Below are 23,635 nucleotides of genomic sequence, written 5' to 3' on the forward strand. Positions count from 1 at the left end.
GCCCCGTACACTCATGAGGTTTACAACATGACTATTGGTGTAGTCGGTCGTAAATGCGGTATGACCCGTATTTTCACCGAAGAAGGTGTCTCCATTCCGGTCACGGTCATTGAGATCGAACCGAATCGCGTCACCCAGTTCAAAACTGAAGAGACCGATGGCTATCGTGCAGTGCAAGTCACTGTCGGCGAGCGTCGTGCTTCGCGTGTTACAGCTGCTCAAGCTGGCCACTTCGCTAAAGCGAACGTTGCCGCTGGTCGTACCGTAATGGAATTCCGTCTTGAAGAAGGCGAGTACCAGGCCGGCGATCTGATCAACGCTGAAATCTTCGCTGCTGGTCAACTGGTTGATGTAACCGGTCAGTCCAAAGGTAAAGGCTTCCAGGGTACGATCAAGCGTTGGAATTTCCGCGGGCAAGATAACACCCACGGTAACTCCGTATCCCACCGCGTCCCGGGCTCTATCGGCCAGTGCCAGACTCCTGGTCGTGTATTCAAGGGCAAAAAAATGTCCGGTCATATGGGCGCTGAGCGCGTGACCGTGCAGTCCCTGGAAGTAGTGCGCGTGGACGCTGAACGCAATCTGTTGTTGGTCAAGGGCGCTGTTCCTGGCGCTACTGGCGGCAACCTGGTTGTACGTCCAGCAGCCAAGGCTCGCGGTTAAGGGGAAGCTGACATGCAATTAAATGTAAATGACGCTCAAGCGATCGAAGTTTCCGAACTGACATTTGGCGGCGAGTTCAACGAGACGCTGGTTCACCAAGCAGTCGTGGCCTACATGGCTGGCGGCCGTCAAGGTAGCAAGCAGCAAAAGACCCGTTCCGACGTTCGTGGTGGCGGTAAGCGCCCATGGCGTCAGAAAGGTACTGGCCGTGCTCGTGCCGGTACTATCCGTAGCCCAATCTGGCGTGGCGGCGGTACCACATTCGCAGCTCGTCCACAGGATCACACCCAGAAGCTGAACAAGAAGATGTATCGCGCAGCAATGCGTTCCATCCTTGCTGAGCTGGTGCGTACTGATCGTCTGGTCGTGGTTCAGGACTTCGCTGTTGATGCACCGAAGACCAAAGATCTGCTGAACAAGCTGACTGGCATGGGTCTGACTGATGTCTTGATCGTGTCTGAAGTGGTTGATCAGAACCTGTACCTGGCTGCTCGCAACCTGCCACACGTTGATGTACGTGACGTGCAAGGTTCCGATCCAGTTAGTCTGATCGCATACGACAAGGTGTTGATCACCGTGTCGGCCGTGAAGAAATTCGAGGAGCTGCTGGGATGAACCAGGAACGCGTATTTAAAGTTCTGCTTGGCCCGCACGTTTCCGAGAAGGCTACGGTTCTGGCAGACAAGAAAGGCCAGTTCGTTTTCAAGGTTGCTACTGACGCAACCAAGCTGGAAATCAAGAAGGCCGTCGAAAGCCTGTTCAGCGTGAAAGTAGAGCGTGTTACTACCCTGAATGTTCTGGGTAAGAGCAAGCGCACTGCTCGCGGTCTGGGCAAGCGTAATGACTGGAAGAAGGCGGTTATCTCCCTTCAGCCAGGCCAAGATCTCGATTTCAGCAGCAGTGCTGAGTAAGGAAGGGGTGCATCATGGCAATCGTTAAATGCAAACCGACTTCCCCTGGCCGCCGTTTTGTGGTCAAGGTGGTCAACCAGGAGCTGCATAAAGGCGCTCCTCACGCACCGCTGCTCGAGAAAAAATCGAAGACTGGTGGTCGTAACAACAATGGTCGTATTACCACTCGTCACATCGGTGGTGGCCATAAGCAGCATTATCGTCTGGTCGATTTCCGTCGCAACGACAAAGATGGCATCGCTGCCACTGTCGAGCGTATCGAATACGATCCAAACCGTACTGCTCACATCGCTCTGCTGCTGTACGCAGATGGCGAGCGTCGCTACATCATCGCCCCTAAAGGCGTGAGTGCTGGTGACCAGCTGATCGCAGGTGCTCTGGCACCGATCAAGCCGGGCAACGCTCTGCAACTGCGTAACATTCCAGTTGGTAGCACCGTACACGGCATCGAATTGAAGCCAGGTAAAGGCGCGCAAATCGCTCGTTCCGCTGGTGCTTCGGCTCAGCTGATCGCTCGTGAAGGTGTCTACGTGACCCTGCGTCTGCGTTCTGGTGAGATGCGTAAAGTGCTGGCTGAATGCCGCGCGACCCTGGGCGAAGTCTCGAACTCCGAGCACAGCCTGCGTTCGCTGGGTAAAGCTGGTGCCAAACGCTGGCGTGGCGTTCGCCCAACCGTTCGTGGTGTTGCCATGAACCCGGTTGACCACCCACATGGTGGTGGTGAAGGTCGTACCTCTGGTGGTCGTCATCCGGTATCGCCATGGGGCTTCCCGACTAAGGGCGCGAAGACTCGTGGTAATAAGCGTACCGACAAAATGATCGTCCGTCGTCGCAAGTAAATAGAGGGATACGACAGTGCCACGTTCTCTGAAAAAAGGTCCTTTTATCGATCTTCACCTACTGAAGAAGATCGAAGTGGCGGCGGAAAAGAACGATCGCAAACCAGTTAAGACCTGGTCGCGCCGTTCCATGATCCTGCCACAAATGGTCGGTCTGACCATCGCAGTACACAACGGTCGTCAACACGTCCCAGTTCTCGTTAACGAAGACATGGTCGGCCACAAACTGGGCGAGTTCGCCGGTACCCGCACATATCGTGGGCACGTGGCTGACAAGAAAGCCAAGCGTTAAGGGGTTAGGAAATGGAAGTAGCCGCTAAGTTGTCGGGCGCTCGAATCTCCGCCCAGAAAGCCCGCTTGGTCGCCGACCAGATCCGCGGGAAGAAGGTGGGCGAAGCGCTCAACCTGTTGGCTTTCAGCAGTAAGAAAGCCGCCGAGATCATGAAGAAAGTGCTGGAGTCGGCCGTAGCCAACGCCGAGCATAACGAAGGCGCAGACGTTGATGACCTTAAAGTCAGCACCGTTTTCGTCAACGAAGGGCGTTCGCTGAAGCGCATCATGCCACGTGCCAAAGGCCGTGCTGATCGCATCGTCAAGCGGTCTTGCCATATCACTGTCAAGGTTGCTGACAAGTAACGGAGTCGAAGAGATGGGTCAGAAAGTACATCCCATTGGCATTCGCCTGGGAATCGTCAAGGAGCACACCTCCGTCTGGTACGCAGACGGTCGGACTTATGCGGACTATTTGTTCGCTGATCTGAAGGTGCGCGAGTATCTCCAAGACAAACTAAAAAGCGCGTCCGTAAGCCGTATCGATATCCATCGTCCGGCCCAAACTGCACGTATCACCATCCACACCGCTCGTCCAGGTATCGTTATCGGGAAGAAAGGTGAAGATGTTGAGAAACTGCGTCAGGACCTGACCAAGCAAATGGGTGTGCCTGTGCACATCAATATCGAAGAGATCCGCAAGCCGGAACTCGACGGTATGCTGGTTGCGCAGAGCGTAGCTCAGCAGCTGGAGCGTCGCGTAATGTTCCGTCGCGCTATGAAGCGCGCTGTTCAGAACGCCATGCGCATTGGTGCCAAAGGCATCAAAATCCAAGTGAGCGGTCGTCTCGGCGGTGCTGAAATCGCACGTACTGAATGGTATCGCGAAGGTCGTGTGCCACTGCACACCCTGCGTGCCGACATCGACTATGCCAACTACGAAGCTCACACCACCTACGGTGTGATCGGTGTAAAGGTTTGGATCTTCAAAGGCGAAGTAATTGGTGGTCGCCAAGAAGAGCTGAAGCCACAAGCACCAGCGCCTCGTAAAAAAGCTGCTAAGTAAGGGGTACGCCAAATGTTGCAACCAAAGCGTACGAAGTTCCGCAAGCAGATGACTGGCCACAACCGTGGTCTGGCATTGCGCGGTAGCAAAGTCAGCTTCGGCGAGTTCGCGCTGAAGTCTGTTGCTCGTGGTCGTCTCACCGCTCGTCAGATCGAGTCAGCGCGTCGTGCTCTGACCCGTCACGTAAAACGTGGCGGCAAGATCTGGATCCGTGTGTTCCCGGACAAGCCTGTAACCAAAAAGCCACTCGAAGTTCGGATGGGTAAAGGTAAGGGTAACGTGGAATACTGGGTTGCCCAGATTCAGCCAGGCAAAGTCCTGTATGAAATCGAGGGCGTTTCTGAAGAGCTGGCGCGTGAGGCTTTCGCCCTGGCTGCTGCAAAGCTGCCGCTCGCCACCTCCTTTGTTAAACGGACGGTGATGTGATGAAAGCGAATGAACTTCGTGAAAAAGACGCGCCGCAGCTAAACGAGCAACTGCTCGGCCTGCTGCGCGACCAGTTCAATCTGCGTATGCAGAAGGCAACTGGCCAGTTGGGGCAGTCTCACCTGCTCCGGCAAGTTAAGCGTGACATCGCTCGCGTGAAGACTGTGCTCAAACAGCAGGCAGGTAAGTAATCATGGCTGAAGCCGAAAAAACCGTCCGTACGCTGACTGGCCGTGTTGTCAGCGACAAAATGGACAAGACCATCACCGTTCTGATCGAGCGTCGCGTAAAGCACCCGATCTACGGTAAATACGTTAAGCGTTCGACTAAGCTGCACGCGCACGACGAAACCAATCAGTGCCACATCGGCGACAAAGTCACTATTCGTGAAACTCGTCCTTTGGCCAAGACCAAGTCTTGGGCGCTGGTTGATGTTCTCGAACGCGCTGTGGAAGTCTAAGGACTAGGGGTCGGAGAAATTATATGATTCAGACTCAATCCATGCTCGATGTGGCCGATAACAGCGGCGCTCGCCGCGTTATGTGCATCAAGGTGCTGGGTGGCTCCCATCGTCGTTACGCTGGTATCGGTGACATCATCAAAGTTACCGTGAAGGAAGCAATTCCTCGCGGTAAAGTGAAAAAAGGCCAAGTGATGACTGCTGTTGTAGTCCGCACTCGCCACGGCGTTCGCCGTGCTGACGGCTCCATTATCCGCTTTGATGGCAACGCTGCTGTTCTTCTGAACAACAAGCAAGAGCCGATCGGCACCCGTATCTTTGGGCCAGTGACCCGTGAACTTCGTACTGAGAAGTTCATGAAGATCGTCTCGCTCGCCCCAGAAGTGCTGTAAGGAGATCCGACATGCAAAAGATTCGTCGTGACGACGAGATCATCGTGATCGCCGGCAAAGACAAAGGTAAGCGCGGTAAGGTGCTTAAGGTTCTCGCTGATGACCGTCTGGTCATTGGTGGTCTGAACCTGGTTAAGCGTCATACCAAGCCAAACCCGATGTCGGGCGTACAAGGCGGTATCGTCGAGAAAGAAGCGCCACTGCACGCTTCCAACGTTGCCATTTTCAACGGCGAAACCAACAAGGCTGATCGCGTTGGTTTCAAAGTAGAAGACGGTAAGAAAATTCGTGTCTTCAAGTCGACCCAAAAAGCGGTTGATGCTTGAACACTGCTAGGTAGAAGACCATGGCACGACTAAAAGAGATTTACCGGAAGGAAATCGCACCGAAGCTTAAGGAAGAACTTAAGCTGTCGAACGTGATGGAAGTTCCGCGCGTTACCAAAATCACCCTGAACATGGGTCTGGGCGAAGCGATCGGCGACAAAAAAGTCATCGAGCACGCTGTTGCTGACCTGGAAAAGATCACCGGCCAGAAAGTCGTTGTGACTTACGCTCGGAAATCCATCGCTGGCTTTAAAGTCCGTGAAGGTTGGCCAATCGGCGTCAAAGTGACCCTGCGCCGTGAGCGTATGTACGAATTCCTGGATCGTCTGCTGTCGATCTCCCTGCCTCGGGTTCGCGACTTCCGCGGCCTGAATGCCAAGTCCTTCGATGGTCGTGGTAACTACAGCATGGGCGTTAAAGAGCAGATCATCTTCCCGGAAATCGACTACGACAAGATCGATGCTCTCCGCGGTCTGGACATTACCCTGACCACCACTGCCAAGAACGATGATGAAGGTCGCGCCCTGTTGCGTGCTTTCAAATTCCCGTTCCGCAACTGATTGGAGTAGGAAAATGGCCAAGATGAGCATGAAAAACCGCGAGCTGAAGCGTCAGCTCACGGTTGCCAAGTACGCCAAAAAGCGTGCAGCACTGAAAGCTATCATCGTTGATCTGAACGCAAGTCCAGAAGCGCGTTGGGAAGCTACAGTAGCTCTGCAAAAGCAGCCGCGTGACGCAAGCGCTTCGCGCATGCGTAACCGCTGCCGCCTGACCGGTCGTCCGCACGGCGTTTACCGCAAGTTCGGCCTTGGCCGTAACAAACTGCGTGAAGCGGCAATGCGTGGTGACGTACCTGGTTTGGTTAAAGCCAGCTGGTAAGCACTGTCAAAGTCTCGGTGTTCGGGATCGCGAGATCCTGACCGCCGGTGACCTTGAACTTGAATCAAGCCCCTATTGGGGCTTGATTCATTTGTGGGGTGTGTCTAGAATACCCGGCTCGCCTGAGCCCGTGCTTTTTCCGTGCGGAGTTTCTCGGCGAAGGTAGTAGCCGCAAGGCTTATTTTTTTGTATTAGGAGCGTCTAGCCCATGAGTATGCAGGACCCGTTAGCGGACATGCTAACTCGAATCCGTAATGCCCAGATGGCTGAAAAGTCCGTCGTAAGCATGCCGTCTTCCACGTTGAAGGTGGCTGTAGCTAAAGTCCTGAAGGACGAAGGTTACATCGCGGGTTATCAGATCAGCAGCGAAATCAAACCACTGCTTTCCATCGAGCTGAAGTACTTCGAAGGCCGTCCGGTCATCGAGGAAGTGAAGCGCGTTAGCCGTCCAGGCCTGCGTCAGTACAAGTCCGTCGATGATCTGCCAAAAGTTCGTGGCGGTCTCGGTGTGTCTATCGTCTCCACCAACAAAGGTGTGATGACGGATCGTGCTGCGCGCGCTGCCGGTGTCGGCGGCGAAGTTCTTTGCACTGTGTTCTAAGGGGGGATAAGCATGTCTCGCGTCGCTAAGAACCCCGTTAAGCTGCCAGCCGGTGTCGAAGTAAAATTCGCAGGCCAACAGCTTTCGGTGAAGGGTGCCAAGGGTACTCTTGAACTGAACATCCATTCGTCCGTTGAGATCGTTGAAGAAGCTGGTGAGCTGCGTTTCGCTGCTCGCAATGGCGATCAACAAACTCGCGCAATGGCTGGTACCACTCGTGCGTTGGTAAACAACATGGTCCAAGGCGTAAGCCAAGGCTTCGAGCGCAAGCTCCAGCTGGTCGGTGTTGGTTACAAAGCGCAAGCAAAAGGCACAGTGCTGAACCTGGCTCTTGGCTTCTCGCACCCAGTGGATTATGAACTGCCGGAAGGCATCACCGCTGAGACTCCTAGCCAGACCGATATCCTGATCCGGGGTATCGATAAGCAGCTGGTAGGTCAAGTGGCCGCCGAGATCCGCGACTTCCGCCCACCAGAGCCGTACAAAGGCAAAGGTGTGCGCTACGCGGACGAAGTCGTCCGTCGTAAAGAAGCCAAGAAGAAGTAGGGCATAGCAAATGACCGACAAAAAAGTTACTCGACTGCGTCGCGCTCGCAAAGCACGCCTGAAAATGCACGAACTCGAAGTCGTGCGTCTCTGCGTGTTCCGCTCGTCGCAGCACATCTACGCCCAGGTCATTTCGGCCGACGGCAACAAAGTCCTGGCAAGTGCCTCGACTTTGGATAAAGAACTGCGTGATGGCGCCACTGGCAACATCGACGCGGCCACTAAGGTTGGCCAGCTGGTCGCTACGCGTGCTAAAGCCGCTGGCGTCTCGCAGGTGGCTTTCGACCGCTCTGGCTTCAAGTACCACGGTCGCGTCAAGGCGCTGGCTGATGCTGCTCGTGAAGCTGGGCTGGAGTTCTAAGTTATGTCAAATAACGACCAAAAGCGCGACGAAGGCTACATCGAGAAGCTGGTTCAAGTTAACCGCGTAGCCAAAACCGTTAAAGGCGGCCGTATCTTCACTTTCACCGCGTTGACCGTGGTTGGTGATGGTAAAGGGCGCGTTGGCTTCGGCCGTGGCAAGTCGCGTGAAGTGCCTGCTGCGATCCAGAAGGCAATGGAAGCTGCTCGCCGCAACATGATCCAGGTTGATCTGAACGGCACCACTCTGCAGTACGCAATGAAGTCCGCCCATGGCGCTTCGAAGGTGTACATGCAGCCTGCTTCTGAAGGTACCGGTATCATCGCTGGCGGCGCTATGCGTGCTGTCCTCGAAGTTGCTGGCGTTCAGAACGTTCTGGCCAAGTGCTACGGCTCGACTAACCCGGTAAACGTGGTTCACGCCACTTTCAAAGGTTTGAAGGCTATGCAGTCTCCTGAATCCATTGCCGCCAAGCGTGGCAAAAGCGTCAAGGAGATCTTCTGATCATGGCTACCGTTAAAGTAACGCTGATCAAAAGCATGACCGGCCGCATCCCTAACCACAAACTGTGCGTTAAGGGTCTGGGTCTGCGTCGCATCGGTCACACTGTAGAAGTGCTGGATACTCCCGAGAATCGCGGGATGATCAACAAGGCTTACTACATGCTGCGTGTCGAGGGTTAATCGATGAAACTCAATGATCTGAGTCCAGCGCCGGGTTCCCGTCGCGAAAAGCATCGTCCGGGCCGTGGTATCGGTAGTGGTTTGGGCAAGACTGGTGGCCGTGGTCACAAAGGTCAGTCCTCCCGCTCCGGTGGCACCATTGCTCCAGGCTTTGAAGGCGGTCAACAGCCGCTGCATCGTCGCCTGCCGAAGTTCGGTTTCGTTTCCCTGAAGGCCATGGATCGCGCAGAAGTGCGTCTGTCCGAGCTGGCTAAAGTGGAAGGCGACATCGTCACCGTGCAGTCCCTGAAAGATGCCAACGTAATTAACGTCAACGTTCAGCGTGTAAAAATCATGCTGTCCGGCGAAGTTACTCGCGCTGTCACCATCGGAAAGGGAATCGGCGCCACCAAAGGTGCGCGTGCGGCTATCGAAGCAGCTGGCGGCAAGTTCGAGGAATAAATGGCTAAGCAAGGTGCTCTCTCTGCGCTCGGCAAAGGCGGTATGTCTGAACTCTGGGCTCGTCTGCGTTTTCTGTTCCTGGCGATTATCGTCTACCGAATAGGCGCACACATCCCGGTTCCAGGTATCAACCCGGACCGACTCGCAGACCTGTTTCGACAGAATGAGGGGACCATTCTTAGCTTGTTCAACATGTTTTCCGGCGGCGCGCTGGAGCGGATGAGCATCTTTGCACTGGGGATCATGCCGTACATTTCGGCATCGATCATCATGCAGCTGATGACGGCCGTCAGCCCGCAGCTGGAGCAGTTGAAGAAGGAAGGTGAAGCTGGCCGTCGCAAGATCAGCCAGTACACCCGCTACGGCACTGTCGTCCTCGCTCTCGTTCAGGCTATTGGCATGTCCATTGGTCTGGCGGGGCAGGGCGTTGCGTTCACTGGTGACTTTGGCTTCCATTTCGTCGCGGTATCCACTTTTGTGGCCGGTGCGATGTTCATGATGTGGCTGGGTGAGCAGATTACTGAGCGTGGTGTTGGCAACGGTATCTCGATGTTGATTTTTTCGGGTATCGTCGCCGGTCTTCCGAGAGCAATCGGGCAGTCTTTCGAGTCTGCGCGTCAGGGTGATATCAACATCTTCGCCCTGGTTGCCATCGGTTTGCTGGCAGTAGCGATTATCGGTTTCGTGGTGTTCATTGAGCGTGGTCAGCGTCGTATTGCTGTTCACTACGCCAAGCGTCAGCAGGGCCGCAAGGTGTTTGCTGCGCAGACTAGCCACTTGCCGCTGAAAGTGAACATGGCCGGTGTTATTCCGGCTATTTTCGCGAGCAGCATTTTGCTGTTCCCGGCTTCGTTGGGTGCCTGGTTCGGCCAGTCTGAAGGTATGGGCTGGTTGCAGGACATCTCGCAGTCGATCGCTCCTGGTCAGCCGTTGAATATTCTGCTGTTTAGTGCAGGGATTATTTTCTTCTGCTTCTTCTATACGGCGTTGATGTTCAATCCGAAAGACGTAGCGGAAAACCTGAAGAAGTCCGGTGCCTTTATTCCGGGTATCCGTCCAGGTGAGCAGTCTGCGCGCTATATTGATGGCGTTCTGACTCGCTTGACCATGTTCGGTGCTCTTTATATGACGGCCGTGTGCCTGTTGCCCCAGTTCCTGGTGGTTGCAGCAAACGTTCCGTTCTACCTTGGCGGGACCTCGTTGCTGATCGTGGTCGTGGTTGTGATGGACTTCATGTCCCAAGTACAATCGCACCTCGTTTCGCACCAGTACGAATCCCTGATGAAGAAAGCCAACCTGAAGGGTTACGGCAGCGGCATGCTGCGCTGACCCATAAGGTTCGAGGAGTTGGTGATGAAAGTTCGTGCATCGGTGAAAAAGCTGTGCCGTAACTGCAAGATTATTCGCCGCGAAGGTGTTGTTCGAGTAATTTGCAGCGCGGAACCGCGTCACAAACAGCGCCAAGGCTGAGTGTGATTGTGCTTCAAGCCCAGCAGCTAGTGCGCTGCTGGGTTGATTATTTGTTATTACAGCGATATTATCTCGCGCCCTATTTCTTGGCTTCCGGGGCGTAGGTAGCTGTCAATTGGAGTCCCACTGAATGGCCCGTATTGCAGGCGTCAACATTCCAGATAACAAGCATACTGTTATCTCGCTGACCTACATCTATGGTGTTGGTCGCACAACTGCGCAGAAGATCTGTGCAGTGACTGGGGTAAACCCAGCCGCAAAGATCAAGGATCTGAGCGACGAGCAGATTGAACAGCTGCGTGGCGAAGTGGCGAAGTTCACCACTGAAGGTGACCTGCGTCGCGAAATCAACATGAAAATCAAGCGCTTGATGGACCTCGGTTGCTATCGCGGTCTGCGTCATCGTCGTGGTCTGCCAGTACGCGGTCAGCGTACCAAGACCAACGCGCGTACCCGTAAAGGTCCGCGTAAGCCGATCCGCAAGTAATCGCCCCAGCGAATCGACAGGAATTTAATCATGGCAAAACCTGCTGCTCGTCCTCGTAAAAAAGTCAAAAAGACAGTGGTTGATGGCATCGCCCACATCCACGCGTCTTTTAACAACACAATCGTGACCATCACCGACCGTCAAGGTAACGCTCTTTCCTGGGCTACCTCCGGTGGTTCGGGTTTCCGCGGTTCCCGCAAGTCCACTCCGTTTGCTGCTCAAGTAGCTGCTGAACGTGCTGGTCAAGCTGCGCTGGAATATGGCCTGAAAAACCTCGACGTTAACGTCAAAGGTCCAGGTCCAGGTCGTGAGTCCGCTGTCCGTGCTTTGAACGGCTGTGGCTATAAGATCGCCAGCATCACCGACGTGACGCCAATCCCGCACAACGGGTGCCGTCCGCCGAAGAAGCGCCGCGTGTAATCCAGGAGATTGTAAAGAATGGCTCGTTACATTGGTCCAAAATGCAAACTCGCTCGTCGCGAGGGCACCGATCTCTTTCTGAAGAGCGGCGTGCGCGCGATCGAATCGAAGTGCAACATTGAAGCAGCACCTGGTATCCACGGCCAACGCCGCGGTCGCCAGTCCGATTACGGCACCCAGCTGCGTGAAAAGCAGAAGGTCCGTCGTATCTACGGCGTTCTCGAGCGTCAATTCAGCGGCTACTACAAAGAAGCTGCTGGCAAGAAAGGCGCAACTGGCGAAAACCTGTTGCAGCTGCTCGAATGCCGTCTGGACAACGTTGTATACCGTATGGGCTTTGGTTCGACTCGTGCCGAATCCCGTCAGCTGGTATCGCACAAATCCGTCAGCGTTAACGGTCAGACCGTAAACGTTCCGTCCTACCAGATTCGTGCTGGTGACGTGGTCGCGATTCGCGAGAAAGCAAAGAACCAACTTCGCATTGTCCAAGCTCTCGATCTGTGTGCCCAACGTGGCCGCGTAGAATGGGTAGAAGTAGACACTGAGAAGAAGTCGGGCGTTTTCAAGAACGTTCCAGCTCGCAGTGATCTGTCCGCCGACATCAACGAAAGCCTGATTGTCGAGCTCTACTCCAAGTAAGGGCTAGAAAATAGGTGCATCCATGCAGATTTCGGTAAATGAGTTCCTGACACCCCGCCATATTGATGTGCAGGTTGTCAGTCCAACCCGCGCCAAGATCACTCTCGAGCCTCTCGAGCGTGGTTTTGGCCACACCCTGGGCAACGCGCTGCGCCGCATCCTGTTGTCCTCAATGCCCGGCTGTGCAGTAGTCGAGGCCGAGATTGACGGTGTGCTCCACGAGTACAGCGCCATCGAAGGTGTACAGGAAGACGTAATTGAAATCCTGTTGAACCTTAAAGGTCTGGCTATCAAGCTGCACGGCCGTGACGAAGTTACGCTGACCTTGTCGAAGAAGGGTTCGGGGGTGGTTACCGCTGCCGATATTCAGCTGGATCATGATGTCGAGATCGTTAATCCCGATCACGTAATCGCTAACCTGGCGTCTAACGGCGCCCTGAACATGAAGCTAGTAGTAGCTCGTGGTCGTGGTTATGAACCGGCCGACTCGCGTCAGAGCGATGAAGACGAAAGCCGCAGCATTGGTCGCTTGCAGCTTGACTCTTCGTTCAGCCCGGTTCGCCGTATCGCATACGTGGTGGAAAACGCCCGTGTCGAACAGCGTACTAACCTGGACAAGCTGGTTATTGATCTGGAAACCAACGGTACTCTGGATCCTGAAGAGGCTATCCGCCGCGCTGCAACCATTCTGCAACAGCAGTTGGCTGCGTTCGTCGACCTCAAGGGTGACAGCGAACCAGTGGTAATCGAGCAAGAAGACGAGATCGATCCGATCCTGCTTCGCCCGGTTGACGATCTGGAACTGACTGTACGTTCGGCTAACTGCCTTAAGGCGGAAAACATTTACTACATCGGCGACCTGATTCAGCGTACCGAAGTAGAACTGTTGAAGACTCCGAACCTTGGCAAGAAATCCTTGACTGAAATCAAGGACGTTCTGGCCTCCCGCGGTCTGTCCCTCGGCATGCGCCTCGACAACTGGCCGCCTGCAAGTCTTAAGAAGGACGACAAGGCGACTGCCTGATCGTCGTAATCACCGAACGTTGTGTTTGGTAAGGAATGAACCATGCGTCATCGTAAAAGTGGTCGTCACCTGAGCCGCACCAGCTCGCACCGCAAGGCCATGTTTCAAAACATGGCGGTGTCGCTGTTCGAGCACGAGCTGATCAAAACTACACTGCCAAAAGCTAAAGAACTGCGTCGCGTTGCTGAGCCGCTGATCACTTTGGCCAAGACAGACAGCCTGGCTAACCGCCGTCTGGCTTTCGACCGTACTCGTTCGAAAGCTATCGTTGGTAAGCTCTTCAACGACCTGGGCAAGCGTTACGCTACCCGTGAGGGTGGCTACCTGCGCATCCTCAAGTGCGGTTTCCGCGCTGGCGACAACGCGCCTATGGCGTACGTCGAGTTGGTTGATCGTGCTGTCGGCGGTGAAGCTGTATCCGCTGAGTAAGACGTCAGTCTGAAACAAAAAACCGGGCCTAGTGCCCGGTTTTTTGTGCCCGCAAGAAAAGTGCACTGAAGCGTTATGCCGATACCCTTACTGTCTGCAAGGGTTGATCATTAGTTAATTTCTATCGATCAAGACAATTTAATGAATTAGATGGTGTCATGTTCATGGCCAATACTCCCTCCCAGCCGATTAACCGGCAGTTTTCAAGGCTGAAGAGGAAGATTGAGCATGAGCCAGGATAAAACGCTTACTACCGCCAGTGGCGCCCCAGTCGCCGACAACCAGAATTCCCGTTCCGCCGGCCCTCGTGGCCCGCTGCTGCTCGACGACTTTCACCTGATCGAGAAGCTTGCCCACTTCAATCGTGAAAACATCCCGGAGCGCCGCGTACACGCCAAAGGCTCGGGTGCTTACGGTACGTTCACCGTGACCCGCGACATTACCCAGTACACCAGCGCCAAGCTGTTTGAATCCGTTGGTAAGCAAACCCCAACCTTTCTGCGGTTCTCCACTGTCGGCGGTGAGCGCGGTTCGGCAGATACCGAGCGTGACCCGCGTGGTTTTGCGCTGAAGTTCTACACCGAGGAAGGTAACTGGGACATCGTTGGCAACAACACGCCAGTGTTCTTCATTCGTGATCCGCTGAAATTTCCAGACTTTATCCACACCCAAAAACGTCTGCCGCAAAGCAATCTGAAAAGCGCGCAGATGATGTGGGACTTCTGGTCGCATTCGCCTGAGGCGTTGCACCAGGTCACCATTCTGTTCTCGGATCGCGGCATTCCTGATGGCTACCGGCACATGCACGGCTTCGGTAGTCACACCTATAGCCTGATCAACGCCAAAGGCGAGCGTCACTGGGTGAAGTGGCACTACAAAACCAGGCAGGGCATCAAGAACCTGGCGCCGGCAGAGGCTGCACGCCTGGCCGGTACTGATCCGGATTACGCTCAACGCGACCTGTTCGGTGCGATTGAGCGCGGTGACTTTCCGAAATGGCGTGTGTGCATTCAGATCATGACCGAGGCCCAGGCTGCCGCGCATTACGAGAACCCGTTCGATGTGACCAAAACCTGGTCGCAGAAAGAGTTTCCGCTGATCGAAGTCGGTGAGCTTGAGCTCAATCGCAACCCGCAGAACTACTTTGCTGAAGTTGAGCAGGCGGCGTTTGGTCCAAGCAACATGGTGCTGGGTGTGGGCCTGTCGCCGGACCGTATGCTGCAAGGTCGGGTGTTCGCCTACGCCGATGCTCACCGCTACCGTGTCGGCACCAATCACCAGCAATTGCCGGTGAATGCGCCGCGCAGCCCGGTTAACAGCTACCAGCGCGACGGCTCGATGGCATTTGGCAGCAACGGTGGCGGTACGCCGAACTACGAGCCAAACAGCTACGCCAATGCGCCGAAACAGGCTCCACAGTATGCAGAGCCAGCGCTGGCTCTGAGCGGCGCGGCTAATCGTTACGATCACCGTGAAGATGCTGACTACTACAGTCACGCCGGGGCGTTGTTCCGCTTGATGAGCGATGAGCAGAAAGCCCTGTTGATCAACAACATTGCCGGTGCAATGTCGGGCGTTTCCAGCAATGTGGTTCAGCGTCAGCTGCAGCATTTCTACAAGGCGGATGCCGCTTACGGAGAAGGTATCGCAAAGGCCTTGGGTGTACAGCTTAACTAAGTCTAAACGATAAGCAGAACCGCCCTCATCTGGGCGGTTTTTGCGTTATTTAAACCACTTTTCTCAGAATATCTTCGCTTTTATCGCGCTATTCGAGTGACCATTCGGCAGGCTTGGTTCAAACTACAGCCTTTCAAGCAGGGAGATGTAGGGCGATGCAAGGTCACCCGGACGTAATCGATTACCTCAACACGTTGCTCACGGGCGAACTGGCGGCGCGGGATCAATATTTCGTCCATTCGCGGATGTATGAGGACTGGGGCTTTACCGAGCTCTACGAGCGCATCAATCACGAGATGGAAGAAGAGGCCCAGCACGCCGACGCACTGATGCGGCGGATCCTCATGCTTGAAGGCACGCCACGTATGCGTCCAGACGATCTGGACATCGGCACCACAGTGCCTGAGATGTTCGCTGCCGACTTGCGCCTGGAATATAAAGTCCGTGCCGCGCTCTGCAAGGGCATCGAGCTCTGCGAGCTGCACAAGGATTACGTCACTCGCGAGATCCTGCGAGTTCAATTGGCCGACACCGAAGAAGATCACACCTACTGGCTGGAGAAGCAGTTGGGTCTGATCAAGCTGGTCGGCCTGGAAAACTACCTGCAATCGCAGTTCTGATTCCAACGGCTACAAAAAAGCCCCGGTCACTGATGAAGTGACCGGGGCTTTTTCATGCGCCGATGTTAAGCCCGGTCGCGTTCCAGCAACGGCTTGAGGTAGTAACCGGTATAAGACTGTTTCATCTCGGCGACTTCCTCCGGCGTACCCACAGCAATGATCTGTCCGCCCTTGGAGCCGCCTTCCGGCCCAAGATCCACCAGCCAGTCGGCGGTCTTGATCACGTCCAGATTGTGCTCGATCACCACCACGGTGTTGCCGTGATCGCGCAGACGATGCAACACATCAAGCAGTTGCTGGATATCCGCGAAGTGCAGACCGGTGGTCGGCTCATCGAGGATGTACAGGGTTTTGCCGGTATCGCGCTTGGACAGCTCGCGGGATAGCTTGACCCGTTGCGCTTCACCGCCCGACAGGGTGGTCGCCGATTGCCCCAGCTTGATGTATGAGAGGCCTACATCCATCAACGTCTGTAGCTTGCGCGCCAGCGCCGGAACCGCATCGAAAAACACTCGGGCTTCTTCGATGGTCATTTCCAGCGTTTCGTGGATGCTCTTGCCCTTGTACTTGATCTCCAGGGTTTCGCGGTTGTAGCGCTTGCTCTTGCAGACGTCGCACGGGACATAGATGTCCGGCAGGAAGTGCATTTCTACCTTGATCAGGCCGTCGCCCTGGCAGGCCTCGCAGCGTCCGCCCTTGACGTTGAAGGAGAAACGCCCCGGACCGTAGCCGCGTGAGCGGGATTCCGGCACGCCGGCAAACAGTTCGCGAATCGGTGTGAACAACCCGGTGTAGGTCGCCGGGTTGGAGCGCGGCGTACGGCCGATCGGGCTCTGGTCGATATCGACGACTTTGTCCAGATGCTCAAGGCCTTTGATGCTGTCGTGGGCTGCGGCTTCCAGGGTGGTCGCGCCGTTCAGTGCGGTGGCACTGAGCGGGAACAGGGTGTTGTTGATCAGCGTCGACTTGCCCGAACCGGACACGCCGGTCACGCAGGTCAGCAAGCCAATCGGAATGTCCAGATCGACATCGCGCAAGTTGTTGCCCCGGGCGCCCTTGAGCGACAGCGAGAGCTTTTTGTTGCGCGGTGTGCGTTTGGCCGGGACTTCGATCTTCACGCGGCCGGACAGGTATTTACCGGTCAGCGAGTCAGGGTGCGCCATGACTTCGGCCGGGGTGCCTTCGGCGACAATGTGACCGCCGTGCACGCCAGCACCCGGGCCGATGTCCACCACATAGTCGGCCAGACGAATCGCATCTTCGTCGTGCTCGACCACGATTACCGTGTTGCCGATATCGCGCAGATGCTTGAGCGTCCCCAGCAGGCGATCGTTGTCGCGCTGGTGCAAGCCAATCGACGGTTCGTCGAGAATGTACAACACGCCCACCAGGCCGGCGCCGATCTGGCTGGCCAGACGAATACGTTGTGCTTCACCGCCAGACAGCGTGTCGGCGCTGCGGTCCAGCGACAGGTAGTCGAGGCCGACGTTGACCAGGAACTGCAAACGCTCGCGGATTTCCTTGAGAATCTTGTCGGCGATTTCGCCGCGTCGACCGGTCAGTTTCAGCGTGCCGAAGTACTCGGACGCATCGCCAATCGGCAGGTTAGTCACCGCTGGCAGTGTTTTTTCACCGACCCACACATGCCGCGCTTCACGACGCAGGCGAGTGCCGCGGCAATCCGGGCATGGCTGGGTACTGAGGAATTTGGCCAGTTCTTCGCGCACCGACGCGGACTCGGTTTCGCGGTAGCGACGGTCCAGGTTCGGCACAATGCCTTCGAACGGGTGCGAGCGTTTGACGATATCACCACGGTCGTTCAGGTACTTGAAGTCGACGTTCTGCGTGCCGCTGCCATGCAGGATGACTTTCTGCTGATCGGCCGGCAGTTGGTTGAACGGCACTTCCAGGCTGAAGCCGTAATGTGAGGCCAGTGAGCCGAGCATCTGGAAGTAGTAGACGTTACGCCTGTCCCAGCCGCGAATCGCGCCCTCGGCCAGGGTCAGTTCGCCATTGACCAGACGCTTGATGTCGAAGAACTGTTTAACCCCCAAACCGTCGCAGGTCGGGCAGGCGCCGGCCGGGTTGTTGAAGGAGAAAAGCTTGGGTTCCAGTTCGCTGATCGCATGGCCGCAGATCGGGCAGGCAAAGCGCGCAGAGAAGATCATTTCTTCGCCCGGCTCGTCGTCCATCGGCGCGACCAGTGCAATGCCATCCGCCAGCTTCAGTGCAGTCTCGAACGACTCGGCCAGCCGCTGTTGCAGATCGGCGCGGACCTTGAAGCGGTCGACCACGACATCGATCGAATGCTTCTTCTGTTTATCCAGCTTCGGCAGCTCGTCCAGCTCGAAGAGCTTGCCGTTGACCCGAGCGCGGACAAAGCCCTGGGCACGCAGTTCTTCGAAGACCGAAAGGTGTTCACCCTTGCGCTCGCGGATCACCGGTGCCAGCAGCATCAACTTGCTGCCCTCGGGTTCGGCGAGGACCAGATCGACCATTTGGCTGACGGTCTGCGCTTCCAGCGGAATGTCGTGATCCGGGCAGCGCGGAATGCCCACGCGAGCATAAAGCAGGCGCAAGTAGTCGTAGATTTCGGTGATGGTGCCGACCGTCGAGCGCGGGTTGTGCGAGGTCGACTTCTGTTCGATGGAGATCGCTGGCGACAGACCTTCGATGGTGTCGACGTCAGGTTTTTCCATCATCGACAGGAACTGCCGGGCGTAGGCCGACAGCGACTCGACATAGCGTCGCTGACCCTCGGCGTACAAGGTGTCGAATGCCAGGGAAGACTTGCCGGACCCGGACAAACCGGTGATGACGATCAGCTTGTCCCGTGGCAGGGTCAGGTCGATGTTTTTCAGGTTGTGGGTTCGAGCCCCACGAATCAGGATCTTGTCCAAGGTGGCCTCGCTTGGCGGGCGTCGAAAACGTAGGAGTATACGGGCAAATACTGGATGGATGCACACTATCAAATGGCGCTCGCTGAACGGCACCTGACAAGTGCGCGAAGCCGGCTCGCGACAAAGCGTCGCCCTATACCCCGTCAACCGATGGGACTGGTAGAATCGCCGCCGGTTCACATGAGGTAATTCCATGCACGATCCCCACAGCGAACGCATGAGTGGTGGCGAGACCCGCGCAGCAAGCGGTCTGGCCCTGGTGTTCGCCTTCCGTATGCTTGGCATGTTTATGGTGTTGCCGGTATTGGCGACCTATGGAATGGATCTCGCAGGAGCGACCCCGGCCCTCATCGGTCTGGCGATTGGCGCTTACGGCCTGACTCAGGCGATTTTTCAGATTCCGTTCGGGATCATTTCCGACCGTATCGGCCGCCGCCCGGTGATTTACCTGGGGCTGATCGTCTTCGCCCTCGGTAGCGTTTTGGCCGCCAATGCCGATTCGATCTGGGGCGTGATCGCCGGACGAATCCTGCAAGGCGCCGGGGCGATTTCCGCCGCAGTTATGGCCTTGTTGTCGGACCTGACCCGCGAACAGCACCGCACCAAAGCGATGGCGATGATCGGCATGACGATCGGTTTGTCGTTCGCTGTCGCCATGGTTGTAGGGCCATTGCTGACCCGTGCCTTCGGTCTGTCCGGGCTGTTCCTCGCCACTGGCGGCATGGCGCTGTTTGGCATCGTGATCGTGATGTTCATGGTGCCGCGTTCCACCGGGCCGTTGCAGCACCGCGAATCCGGCGTTGCCCGTCAGGCGCTGATTCCGACGCTCAAGCACCCGGACCTGCTGCGCCTGGACCTGGGTATTTTTGTGTTGCACGCGATGTTGATGTCGAGTTTCGTCGCCTTGCCGCTGGCGCTGGTCGAGAAAGCCGGGCTGCCCAAGGAGCAGCACTGGTGGGTGTACCTGACCGCACTGCTGATTTCGTTCTTCGCCATGATCCCGTTCATCATCTACGGTGAGAAGAAACGCAAAATGAAACGAGTTTTACTCGGTGCGGTCAGTACGCTGATGCTCACTGAGCTATTCTTCTGGCAGTTCGGCGACAGCTTGCGGGCTTTGGTGATTGGTACGGTGGTGTTCTTCACCGCGTTCAATCTGCTCGAAGCTTCGTTGCCGTCGCTGATCAGCAAGGTTTCACCGGCGGGCGGCAAGGGCACGGCGATGGGGGTTTATTCCACCAGTCAGTTCCTCGGTTCGGCACTGGGCGGGATCATGGGCGGCTGGCTGTTCCAGCACGGCGGCCTATCGGCGGTGTTCATCGGATGTGCCGCGCTGGCTGCCCTCTGGTTGGCCTTTGCTGTTACCATGCGTGAACCTCCCTATGTGACGAGCCTGCGCTTGCCGTTATCGCCTGAAGCGATCCGCGAGGCTGGCCTGGTCGAGCGCCTGCTGGCCGTCGTTGGGGTAACAGATGCAGTGGTGGTTGCTGATGAAGCGGCCATTTACATCAAATTGGACACCGAACTATTGGATCGCACGACCCTCGAGCGCCTGGTCAACAACCCGGCCCCGACAGCGTGCGAAGCCTAGGAGAACGTTATGGCCCGTGGGGTTAACAAAGTCATATTGGTCGGCACTTGCGGCCAGGATCCCGAAGTTCGCTACTTGCCTAACGGTAACGCCGTGACCAACCTGAGTCTGGCGACCAGCGAACAATGGACCGACAAGCAAACCGGTCAGAAAGTCGAAAAGACCGAATGGCACCGTGTATCGATGTTCGGCAAGGTTGCGGAAATCGCCGGCGAATACCTGCGTAAAGGTTCGCAGGTCTACATCGAAGGCAAGCTGCAGACCCGCGAGTGGGAAAAAGACGGTATCAAGCGTTACACCACTGAAATCGTGGTCGACATGCAAGGCACCATGCAACTGCTGGGCGGCCGTCCGCAGGGCGACCAACAAGGCCAAGGCGGCATGTCCAACTCGGCGCCGCGTCCACAGCAGTCCCGTCCACAGCCATCGCAGCAGCCGCAGCGTGAGTCGCGTCCAGCGCCACAACAGCAGGCCGCTCCGCAACCGGCTCCGGATTTCGACAGCTTTGATGACGATATTCCGTTTTAACTGACCGGTTTCATCGTTTCAGACAAAAGCCCCTGGTTGATTCAACCAGGGGCTTTTTCTTGGGTGGTCGGTTGATGGGCATTTGTGGGTCAGAGTTGCACCCGGCGCAGTCGGCCGCTTAGTGGAACGATGGTGTTGTCCGGGGTGGGCAGGGGGCGTCCGGTCAGGCCCATGCCTTCGCTGATCAGCACGGCGTTTGGCAGCAGGCACAGGTTGGACGGGGTATCCAGGCCGGTAGCGAGGATGCTGACTTCGCAGGTTTGCAGATTGCAGCTCAGCAGTCGACCGCTGAAGCGCGCGAAGCCACCATGGAGGGGCTCGCCAGCCCAGTCCTGTGGCAAGGGTTCCAGCAGTCGGTCGCAGAGTTCCAGTACCAGCACCTCGCCTTTGGGTCCCAGCGCCAAACCGGTGGGCAGTTGCAGCCCGCGAATCAGAATGTCGATCTGTCCGGTCGCGGGCCAGACCCGGATCACCTGACCGGCCTTGTCGGCAAAGTCGATGCCTTTACGTGTCGGGTTGCCCAGCAACTCTCCGGAGAACAGGCTGATGAGCACCGCGTCGGTCGCGGGCTCGTAGATCAGCGTCACCGGCACGGCGTCCTGCCCCTGATCCAGATCGGGCAACTGGGCCAGTACCTGTTCGTCCCGTTCGGCGCTGAACTCGACCAACTGATTGGTATCGGGCTTGACGGCCAGCCAACTGCGTCGAGTCGGGTGATAGCACAAACCGTTCAAATTTCCGCGGCTGTGGAAGACCGGTTCAGGCGGGGTGAATTGCAGGTCCAGTATTTTCGAGCCTTCCACATAGTCGGTCAGGCTGACCAGGCAGCGCCCGTCACCGCAAGCGATGTCCGACAGTCCCATGATTTCATCGCGCAACATGCGGGCTTGCATGTTCATCGAGCGAAAACCCTGTGCCAGTACCTCGGCAGGCAGATAGGCGCCGGGTCGGTGCGGGTCCGGTCGCAGGCGACTGATGCGACCGCTGAAGGGCTGCTCCGGCAGACCGGAGCCGGCCTCGGCCAGCAGCAGGCTGCCATCGGCCTGTACACAGAGGCCGCGTGGGTTCAGCAGGCCTTCGGCGATGATCGCGTTCGAACGCAGGGCTTCGACGGGCCGTGCGGGGATATGAAGGGGTAGGGGCATAGGGTCTCTCCATGGACAGTGGGCGGACAGGATCACTGTGGTGGTTGCCACGGCTCACCCGTGAGATAGGCCTTGAGCAGTGCTCGCTGGCAGAGTGACATCGAGCGCACCACCGGCATGAAGAGGCTGGTGCCTTTGTAGACGTCCGAGGTTCGGGCGAGGATGGCGTTCTTGGCACCCATGATCGCGTCAGGCTGATTGAGTGGGATGTAGCGCGACATGGCGGGGAAGGCCAGGTAGTTGAAGCGCAGGACGTTCGGGTACATCAGTTCCCAGGTGATGGTGGTGCCCGTGGGAATGCCGAAGTCGGTCTGTGAGTATTTACGCAGACTGGTGAAGTATCCGCCGCTTGGGAGGCCGTTGACGGTGTAGGTCAGGGCGACAAAGCCTGCATTGGCCGCTTTGCCCGGTTTGACGGTGACGGGAAAACTGACCGAGAGCTGGCCCTCTTCGAGGGTCAGTGATTCAGGAAAGTTGAGGAAGTCCCAGTATTGCGGGTCGTCATACGCCGCAGGTGCACCGGCCTGCAGGTCGATTTCGGTGGCGCTGGGAACCGGCCCCCCCAGGTATCTCACCTGCAAGGTGATCGACAGGCCCTTGGGGTAGTCCTCCAGATAAACGTTGCGCTGATCGGCATACACCCGATAGGTCGATTCGGGGGCGTTCAATGTCGTTGCGGCGACCTTGCCGGGGGCGCTGATGGCCAGCGGTGTGGTCTGTACTGCCTGCTGCTGGCTGGACGTGAGGGGCAGGTCGACGATGCCACCGTACACGTAATAGTTGAACAGAATATCGCTGGTCGGGGCCAGGGTGGCCAGGGTCGTGGTGCCGGCAGCGATGGTGACAATGCCGTAATCCGCGTTGGGCCCGATGGGGCTGGTAATGTCGTCTCTGATGGCCCTGAAGGTTTGCTTCGGAATGACGTTCACCATGTCGATGCTCAGCATGCCGCTGTCGCCCAGGCTGGCATAGCCGGTGTTCTTCGTACTCTGGTTGACCAGTTGCCTGCCGGGTTGGCAATTGATCGGTTCGCCCGCGAAGGCGGGGGCCAGCGTGCCGATGACCCGGCCAATACTGGGGTTGGGAGTGAATTTTCCGGCGGCGTAATCGGCGTCCAGTTGTTCGGTGGTCATTGCGGGGCACATCTCGAACATGACGAAGCGCAAGACGATCCCCGTCGCGCCAGGTGCCTGGATGATGGATTGCAGGCCGCTGCTGTCCTGGTTCCAGCTGACAATGCTGCTCAGGGGGAAGGTCAGCTGGAACGTGCCGCTGAAACGGAAGGACCCCGGTGCATCCATGTGTGGGGGTTCCAGCACCCGCTTTGTGACATCCAGGCTGCTGCAGACCGCATTGGCGCGGATCAGCAGCTGGATGTTGTCGTTGCCGCCAATCTGCAGGCCGCCGACGAAAATCTGGGTGGTGGTCGAGGCCGTGGGGTCCAGGTCCACCATCATGGGGCCGGAGAAGGGCCCCTGGCCGGTGACCGGATCCACGGAGCCGAGCAGATAAACCGGCTGCCCCACCTGATCGCCACTGGTGCTGATACTGCCCGGATTGCCCTGCGAACTGATCAAGGCGTCCTGCATGTCGACGACATGCTGCCCATAGTGATTCCAGCCGCCTGCGGTGTAGTAGTCACCGGTGGGCGCGTTGATCATGTTGTTCAATTCGTCGTCGGTATAAGACTCGGCCCCCGGTGCCAGTGTCGAGGTGGTCAGGTCGAAGAGTGGCCATTCCGGATTGTCGCCATACGGAATGGTGGGGGAGTTGTTCGGCAGGCTGACGTCGGTGCGAATACCGCCCCAAAAGTTCAGCCGTGGTCCATTCAGGATGCTCAT

Annotated in this window: 34 protein-coding genes; 31 read left to right on the forward strand and 3 right to left on the reverse strand. The window is 56.9% G+C overall.

The annotated features are described in order from the left end of the window. Window positions 1-27 precede the first annotated feature (27 nt). The 29 genes from rplC (at window position 28) to bfr (ending at window position 15,630) form a co-directional block, all read left to right on the forward strand. The gene (gene rplC, locus AC1RPZ_RS14830) at window positions 28-663 is read left to right on the forward strand and encodes a 50S ribosomal protein L3 (RefSeq protein WP_003186059.1); all 636 of its coding nucleotides are present in this window, start codon (window positions 28-30) and stop codon (window positions 661-663) included. A 12-nt stretch (window positions 664-675) separates the two neighbouring features. Then, complete coding sequence (gene rplD, locus AC1RPZ_RS14835; protein WP_007896707.1) at window positions 676-1,278, forward strand: 50S ribosomal protein L4; 603 nt, start codon at window positions 676-678, stop codon at window positions 1,276-1,278. Further along, window positions 1,275-1,574, forward strand: coding sequence for a 50S ribosomal protein L23 (gene rplW / locus AC1RPZ_RS14840; RefSeq protein WP_002555488.1), 300 nt, complete (start codon window positions 1,275-1,277; stop codon window positions 1,572-1,574). Before rplD ends, rplW begins: the two co-directional genes overlap by 4 nt. Window positions 1,575-1,588: 14 nt before the next feature. Beyond that, window positions 1,589-2,413 (forward strand): 50S ribosomal protein L2, encoded by an 825-nt coding sequence (gene rplB / locus AC1RPZ_RS14845; RefSeq protein WP_003210080.1) that lies wholly within the window; start codon window positions 1,589-1,591, stop codon window positions 2,411-2,413. Between the two features lie 16 nt (window positions 2,414-2,429). Next, the gene (rpsS, locus tag AC1RPZ_RS14850) at window positions 2,430-2,705 is read left to right on the forward strand and encodes a 30S ribosomal protein S19 (RefSeq protein WP_002555486.1); all 276 of its coding nucleotides are present in this window, start codon (window positions 2,430-2,432) and stop codon (window positions 2,703-2,705) included. 11 nt (window positions 2,706-2,716) lie between these two features. After that, entirely contained in the window at window positions 2,717-3,049 is a 333-nt protein-coding gene (gene rplV, locus AC1RPZ_RS14855) for a 50S ribosomal protein L22 (RefSeq protein ID WP_003103908.1), read from the forward strand. Window positions 3,050-3,062: 13 nt separating this feature from the next. Next, complete coding sequence (rpsC, locus tag AC1RPZ_RS14860) at window positions 3,063-3,749, forward strand: 30S ribosomal protein S3 (RefSeq protein ID WP_003176422.1); 687 nt, start codon at window positions 3,063-3,065, stop codon at window positions 3,747-3,749. 12 nt (window positions 3,750-3,761) lie between these two features. Further along, a complete protein-coding gene (gene rplP, locus AC1RPZ_RS14865; RefSeq protein WP_003186052.1) occupies window positions 3,762-4,175 on the forward strand; it encodes a 50S ribosomal protein L16 in 414 nt (137 codons plus the stop codon). Next, entirely contained in the window at window positions 4,175-4,366 is a 192-nt protein-coding gene (rpmC, locus tag AC1RPZ_RS14870) for a 50S ribosomal protein L29 (RefSeq protein ID WP_008030901.1), read from the forward strand. Before rplP ends, rpmC begins: the two co-directional genes overlap by 1 nt. Before the next feature lie 2 nt (window positions 4,367-4,368). Continuing rightward, a complete protein-coding gene (rpsQ, locus tag AC1RPZ_RS14875; RefSeq protein ID WP_003176419.1) occupies window positions 4,369-4,635 on the forward strand; it encodes a 30S ribosomal protein S17 in 267 nt (88 codons plus the stop codon). A 23-nt stretch (window positions 4,636-4,658) separates the two neighbouring features. Beyond that, a complete protein-coding gene (rplN, locus tag AC1RPZ_RS14880; protein WP_002555479.1) occupies window positions 4,659-5,027 on the forward strand; it encodes a 50S ribosomal protein L14 in 369 nt (122 codons plus the stop codon). An 11-nt stretch (window positions 5,028-5,038) separates the two neighbouring features. Further along, complete coding sequence (rplX, locus tag AC1RPZ_RS14885; RefSeq protein ID WP_071553151.1) at window positions 5,039-5,353, forward strand: 50S ribosomal protein L24; 315 nt, start codon at window positions 5,039-5,041, stop codon at window positions 5,351-5,353. Window positions 5,354-5,373: 20 nt separating this feature from the next. Then, window positions 5,374-5,913: a 50S ribosomal protein L5 gene (gene rplE / locus AC1RPZ_RS14890; RefSeq protein ID WP_003210069.1), complete on the forward strand. Its 540-nt coding sequence runs from the start codon at window positions 5,374-5,376 to the stop codon at window positions 5,911-5,913. A gap of 13 nt (window positions 5,914-5,926) precedes the next feature. Continuing rightward, window positions 5,927-6,232 (forward strand): 30S ribosomal protein S14, encoded by a 306-nt coding sequence (gene rpsN / locus AC1RPZ_RS14895; RefSeq protein WP_003176414.1) that lies wholly within the window; start codon window positions 5,927-5,929, stop codon window positions 6,230-6,232. A 208-nt stretch (window positions 6,233-6,440) separates the two neighbouring features. Beyond that, entirely contained in the window at window positions 6,441-6,833 is a 393-nt protein-coding gene (rpsH, locus tag AC1RPZ_RS14900; RefSeq protein ID WP_003186040.1) for a 30S ribosomal protein S8, read from the forward strand. A 12-nt stretch (window positions 6,834-6,845) separates the two neighbouring features. Beyond that, the gene (gene rplF / locus AC1RPZ_RS14905) at window positions 6,846-7,379 is read left to right on the forward strand and encodes a 50S ribosomal protein L6 (protein ID WP_007896774.1); all 534 of its coding nucleotides are present in this window, start codon (window positions 6,846-6,848) and stop codon (window positions 7,377-7,379) included. A gap of 10 nt (window positions 7,380-7,389) precedes the next feature. After that, window positions 7,390-7,740, forward strand: coding sequence for a 50S ribosomal protein L18 (rplR, locus tag AC1RPZ_RS14910; protein WP_003186037.1), 351 nt, complete (start codon window positions 7,390-7,392; stop codon window positions 7,738-7,740). A gap of 3 nt (window positions 7,741-7,743) precedes the next feature. Continuing rightward, the gene (rpsE, locus tag AC1RPZ_RS14915; RefSeq protein WP_003186035.1) at window positions 7,744-8,244 is read left to right on the forward strand and encodes a 30S ribosomal protein S5; all 501 of its coding nucleotides are present in this window, start codon (window positions 7,744-7,746) and stop codon (window positions 8,242-8,244) included. Between the two features lie 2 nt (window positions 8,245-8,246). Next, on the forward strand, window positions 8,247-8,423 hold the full coding sequence (rpmD, locus tag AC1RPZ_RS14920) for a 50S ribosomal protein L30 (RefSeq protein WP_003186033.1): 177 nt from the start codon (window positions 8,247-8,249) through the stop codon (window positions 8,421-8,423). Between the two features lie 3 nt (window positions 8,424-8,426). Then, complete coding sequence (gene rplO / locus AC1RPZ_RS14925; RefSeq protein ID WP_007896782.1) at window positions 8,427-8,864, forward strand: 50S ribosomal protein L15; 438 nt, start codon at window positions 8,427-8,429, stop codon at window positions 8,862-8,864. Further along, window positions 8,865-10,193, forward strand: coding sequence for a preprotein translocase subunit SecY (secY, locus tag AC1RPZ_RS14930; RefSeq protein WP_003228718.1), 1,329 nt, complete (start codon window positions 8,865-8,867; stop codon window positions 10,191-10,193). It abuts the gene before it with no gap. Window positions 10,194-10,217: 24 nt separating this feature from the next. Continuing rightward, window positions 10,218-10,334 carry a 50S ribosomal protein L36 gene (gene rpmJ / locus AC1RPZ_RS14935; protein WP_002555468.1) on the forward strand — a complete coding sequence of 39 codons (117 nt, stop codon included), beginning with the start codon at window positions 10,218-10,220 and terminating at the stop codon, window positions 10,332-10,334. A 130-nt stretch (window positions 10,335-10,464) separates the two neighbouring features. Further along, entirely contained in the window at window positions 10,465-10,821 is a 357-nt protein-coding gene (rpsM, locus tag AC1RPZ_RS14940) for a 30S ribosomal protein S13 (RefSeq protein ID WP_003186020.1), read from the forward strand. A gap of 30 nt (window positions 10,822-10,851) precedes the next feature. Continuing rightward, window positions 10,852-11,241 (forward strand): 30S ribosomal protein S11, encoded by a 390-nt coding sequence (gene rpsK / locus AC1RPZ_RS14945; protein ID WP_002555466.1) that lies wholly within the window; start codon window positions 10,852-10,854, stop codon window positions 11,239-11,241. Window positions 11,242-11,259: 18 nt separating this feature from the next. Then, window positions 11,260-11,880, forward strand: a complete 621-nt coding sequence (rpsD, locus tag AC1RPZ_RS14950; protein ID WP_133103474.1) for a 30S ribosomal protein S4 — start codon at window positions 11,260-11,262, stop codon at window positions 11,878-11,880. Between the two features lie 22 nt (window positions 11,881-11,902). Next, window positions 11,903-12,904 carry a DNA-directed RNA polymerase subunit alpha gene (locus AC1RPZ_RS14955; RefSeq protein WP_007924176.1) on the forward strand — a complete coding sequence of 334 codons (1,002 nt, stop codon included), beginning with the start codon at window positions 11,903-11,905 and terminating at the stop codon, window positions 12,902-12,904. A gap of 42 nt (window positions 12,905-12,946) precedes the next feature. Then, window positions 12,947-13,333: a 50S ribosomal protein L17 gene (gene rplQ, locus AC1RPZ_RS14960; protein WP_007924175.1), complete on the forward strand. Its 387-nt coding sequence runs from the start codon at window positions 12,947-12,949 to the stop codon at window positions 13,331-13,333. A gap of 228 nt (window positions 13,334-13,561) precedes the next feature. Further along, the gene (locus AC1RPZ_RS14965) at window positions 13,562-15,010 is read left to right on the forward strand and encodes a catalase (RefSeq protein WP_493137784.1); all 1,449 of its coding nucleotides are present in this window, start codon (window positions 13,562-13,564) and stop codon (window positions 15,008-15,010) included. A gap of 155 nt (window positions 15,011-15,165) precedes the next feature. Next, window positions 15,166-15,630, forward strand: coding sequence for a bacterioferritin (gene bfr / locus AC1RPZ_RS14970; RefSeq protein ID WP_493137785.1), 465 nt, complete (start codon window positions 15,166-15,168; stop codon window positions 15,628-15,630). Window positions 15,631-15,695: 65 nt separating this feature from the next. Here the strand turns inward: bfr and uvrA are convergent, their stop codons facing one another. Then, window positions 15,696-18,530, reverse strand: coding sequence for an excinuclease ABC subunit UvrA (uvrA, locus tag AC1RPZ_RS14975; protein ID WP_493137786.1), 2,835 nt, complete (start codon window positions 18,528-18,530; stop codon window positions 15,696-15,698). Window positions 18,531-18,723: 193 nt separating this feature from the next. Here uvrA and AC1RPZ_RS14980 point away from each other — a divergent pair, with 193 nt between their 5' ends. Further along, window positions 18,724-20,121 (forward strand): MFS transporter, encoded by a 1,398-nt coding sequence (locus AC1RPZ_RS14980; protein WP_493137787.1) that lies wholly within the window; start codon window positions 18,724-18,726, stop codon window positions 20,119-20,121. A gap of 9 nt (window positions 20,122-20,130) precedes the next feature. After that, a complete protein-coding gene (locus AC1RPZ_RS14985; protein ID WP_071553156.1) occupies window positions 20,131-20,649 on the forward strand; it encodes a single-stranded DNA-binding protein in 519 nt (172 codons plus the stop codon). 89 nt (window positions 20,650-20,738) lie between these two features. Here AC1RPZ_RS14985 and AC1RPZ_RS14990 read toward each other — a convergent pair whose 3' ends face one another. Next, entirely contained in the window at window positions 20,739-21,794 is a 1,056-nt protein-coding gene (locus AC1RPZ_RS14990) for a hypothetical protein (RefSeq protein ID WP_493137788.1), read from the reverse strand. A gap of 32 nt (window positions 21,795-21,826) precedes the next feature. Continuing rightward, window positions 21,827-23,635: a hypothetical protein gene (locus tag AC1RPZ_RS14995; protein WP_493137789.1), complete on the reverse strand. Its 1,809-nt coding sequence runs from the start codon at window positions 23,633-23,635 to the stop codon at window positions 21,827-21,829.

Source organism: Pseudomonas sp. GW822-FHT02D10, assembly GCF_058802345.1.

Excerpts from the sequence above, each read along its gene's own strand:
- rpsC (WP_003176422.1), top strand. The coding sequence starts at position 3,063 with ATGGGTCAGAAAGTACATCCCATTGGCATTCGCCTGGGAATCGTCAAG.
- AC1RPZ_RS14990 (WP_493137788.1), bottom strand. The coding sequence starts at position 21,794 with ATGCCCCTACCCCTTCATATCCCCGCACGGCCCGTCGAAGCCCTGCGT.
- rplQ (WP_007924175.1), top strand. The coding sequence starts at position 12,947 with ATGCGTCATCGTAAAAGTGGTCGTCACCTGAGCCGCACCAGCTCGCAC.
- secY (WP_003228718.1), top strand. The coding sequence starts at position 8,865 with ATGGCTAAGCAAGGTGCTCTCTCTGCGCTCGGCAAAGGCGGTATGTCT.
- rplD (WP_007896707.1), top strand. The coding sequence starts at position 676 with ATGCAATTAAATGTAAATGACGCTCAAGCGATCGAAGTTTCCGAACTG.
- rplV (WP_003103908.1), top strand. The coding sequence starts at position 2,717 with ATGGAAGTAGCCGCTAAGTTGTCGGGCGCTCGAATCTCCGCCCAGAAA.
- rpsK (WP_002555466.1), top strand. The coding sequence starts at position 10,852 with ATGGCAAAACCTGCTGCTCGTCCTCGTAAAAAAGTCAAAAAGACAGTG.
- AC1RPZ_RS14955 (WP_007924176.1), top strand. The coding sequence starts at position 11,903 with ATGCAGATTTCGGTAAATGAGTTCCTGACACCCCGCCATATTGATGTG.
- rpmJ (WP_002555468.1), top strand. The coding sequence starts at position 10,218 with ATGAAAGTTCGTGCATCGGTGAAAAAGCTGTGCCGTAACTGCAAGATT.
- rplN (WP_002555479.1), top strand. The coding sequence starts at position 4,659 with ATGATTCAGACTCAATCCATGCTCGATGTGGCCGATAACAGCGGCGCT.
- rpsD (WP_133103474.1), top strand. The coding sequence starts at position 11,260 with ATGGCTCGTTACATTGGTCCAAAATGCAAACTCGCTCGTCGCGAGGGC.
- rplW (WP_002555488.1), top strand. The coding sequence starts at position 1,275 with ATGAACCAGGAACGCGTATTTAAAGTTCTGCTTGGCCCGCACGTTTCC.
- rplC (WP_003186059.1), top strand. The coding sequence starts at position 28 with ATGACTATTGGTGTAGTCGGTCGTAAATGCGGTATGACCCGTATTTTC.
- rplP (WP_003186052.1), top strand. The coding sequence starts at position 3,762 with ATGTTGCAACCAAAGCGTACGAAGTTCCGCAAGCAGATGACTGGCCAC.
- rplF (WP_007896774.1), top strand. The coding sequence starts at position 6,846 with ATGTCTCGCGTCGCTAAGAACCCCGTTAAGCTGCCAGCCGGTGTCGAA.
- rpsH (WP_003186040.1), top strand. The coding sequence starts at position 6,441 with ATGAGTATGCAGGACCCGTTAGCGGACATGCTAACTCGAATCCGTAAT.
- rpmD (WP_003186033.1), top strand. The coding sequence starts at position 8,247 with ATGGCTACCGTTAAAGTAACGCTGATCAAAAGCATGACCGGCCGCATC.
- rplE (WP_003210069.1), top strand. The coding sequence starts at position 5,374 with ATGGCACGACTAAAAGAGATTTACCGGAAGGAAATCGCACCGAAGCTT.
- rpsE (WP_003186035.1), top strand. The coding sequence starts at position 7,744 with ATGTCAAATAACGACCAAAAGCGCGACGAAGGCTACATCGAGAAGCTG.
- AC1RPZ_RS14985 (WP_071553156.1), top strand. The coding sequence starts at position 20,131 with ATGGCCCGTGGGGTTAACAAAGTCATATTGGTCGGCACTTGCGGCCAG.
- rplX (WP_071553151.1), top strand. The coding sequence starts at position 5,039 with ATGCAAAAGATTCGTCGTGACGACGAGATCATCGTGATCGCCGGCAAA.
- AC1RPZ_RS14995 (WP_493137789.1), bottom strand. The coding sequence starts at position 23,635 with ATGAGCATCCTGAATGGACCACGGCTGAACTTTTGGGGCGGTATTCGC.
- rpsQ (WP_003176419.1), top strand. The coding sequence starts at position 4,369 with ATGGCTGAAGCCGAAAAAACCGTCCGTACGCTGACTGGCCGTGTTGTC.
- rplR (WP_003186037.1), top strand. The coding sequence starts at position 7,390 with ATGACCGACAAAAAAGTTACTCGACTGCGTCGCGCTCGCAAAGCACGC.
- rplB (WP_003210080.1), top strand. The coding sequence starts at position 1,589 with ATGGCAATCGTTAAATGCAAACCGACTTCCCCTGGCCGCCGTTTTGTG.
- rpsM (WP_003186020.1), top strand. The coding sequence starts at position 10,465 with ATGGCCCGTATTGCAGGCGTCAACATTCCAGATAACAAGCATACTGTT.
- rpmC (WP_008030901.1), top strand. The coding sequence starts at position 4,175 with ATGAAAGCGAATGAACTTCGTGAAAAAGACGCGCCGCAGCTAAACGAG.
- AC1RPZ_RS14980 (WP_493137787.1), top strand. The coding sequence starts at position 18,724 with ATGCACGATCCCCACAGCGAACGCATGAGTGGTGGCGAGACCCGCGCA.
- rpsN (WP_003176414.1), top strand. The coding sequence starts at position 5,927 with ATGGCCAAGATGAGCATGAAAAACCGCGAGCTGAAGCGTCAGCTCACG.
- bfr (WP_493137785.1), top strand. The coding sequence starts at position 15,166 with ATGCAAGGTCACCCGGACGTAATCGATTACCTCAACACGTTGCTCACG.
- AC1RPZ_RS14965 (WP_493137784.1), top strand. The coding sequence starts at position 13,562 with ATGAGCCAGGATAAAACGCTTACTACCGCCAGTGGCGCCCCAGTCGCC.
- rplO (WP_007896782.1), top strand. The coding sequence starts at position 8,427 with ATGAAACTCAATGATCTGAGTCCAGCGCCGGGTTCCCGTCGCGAAAAG.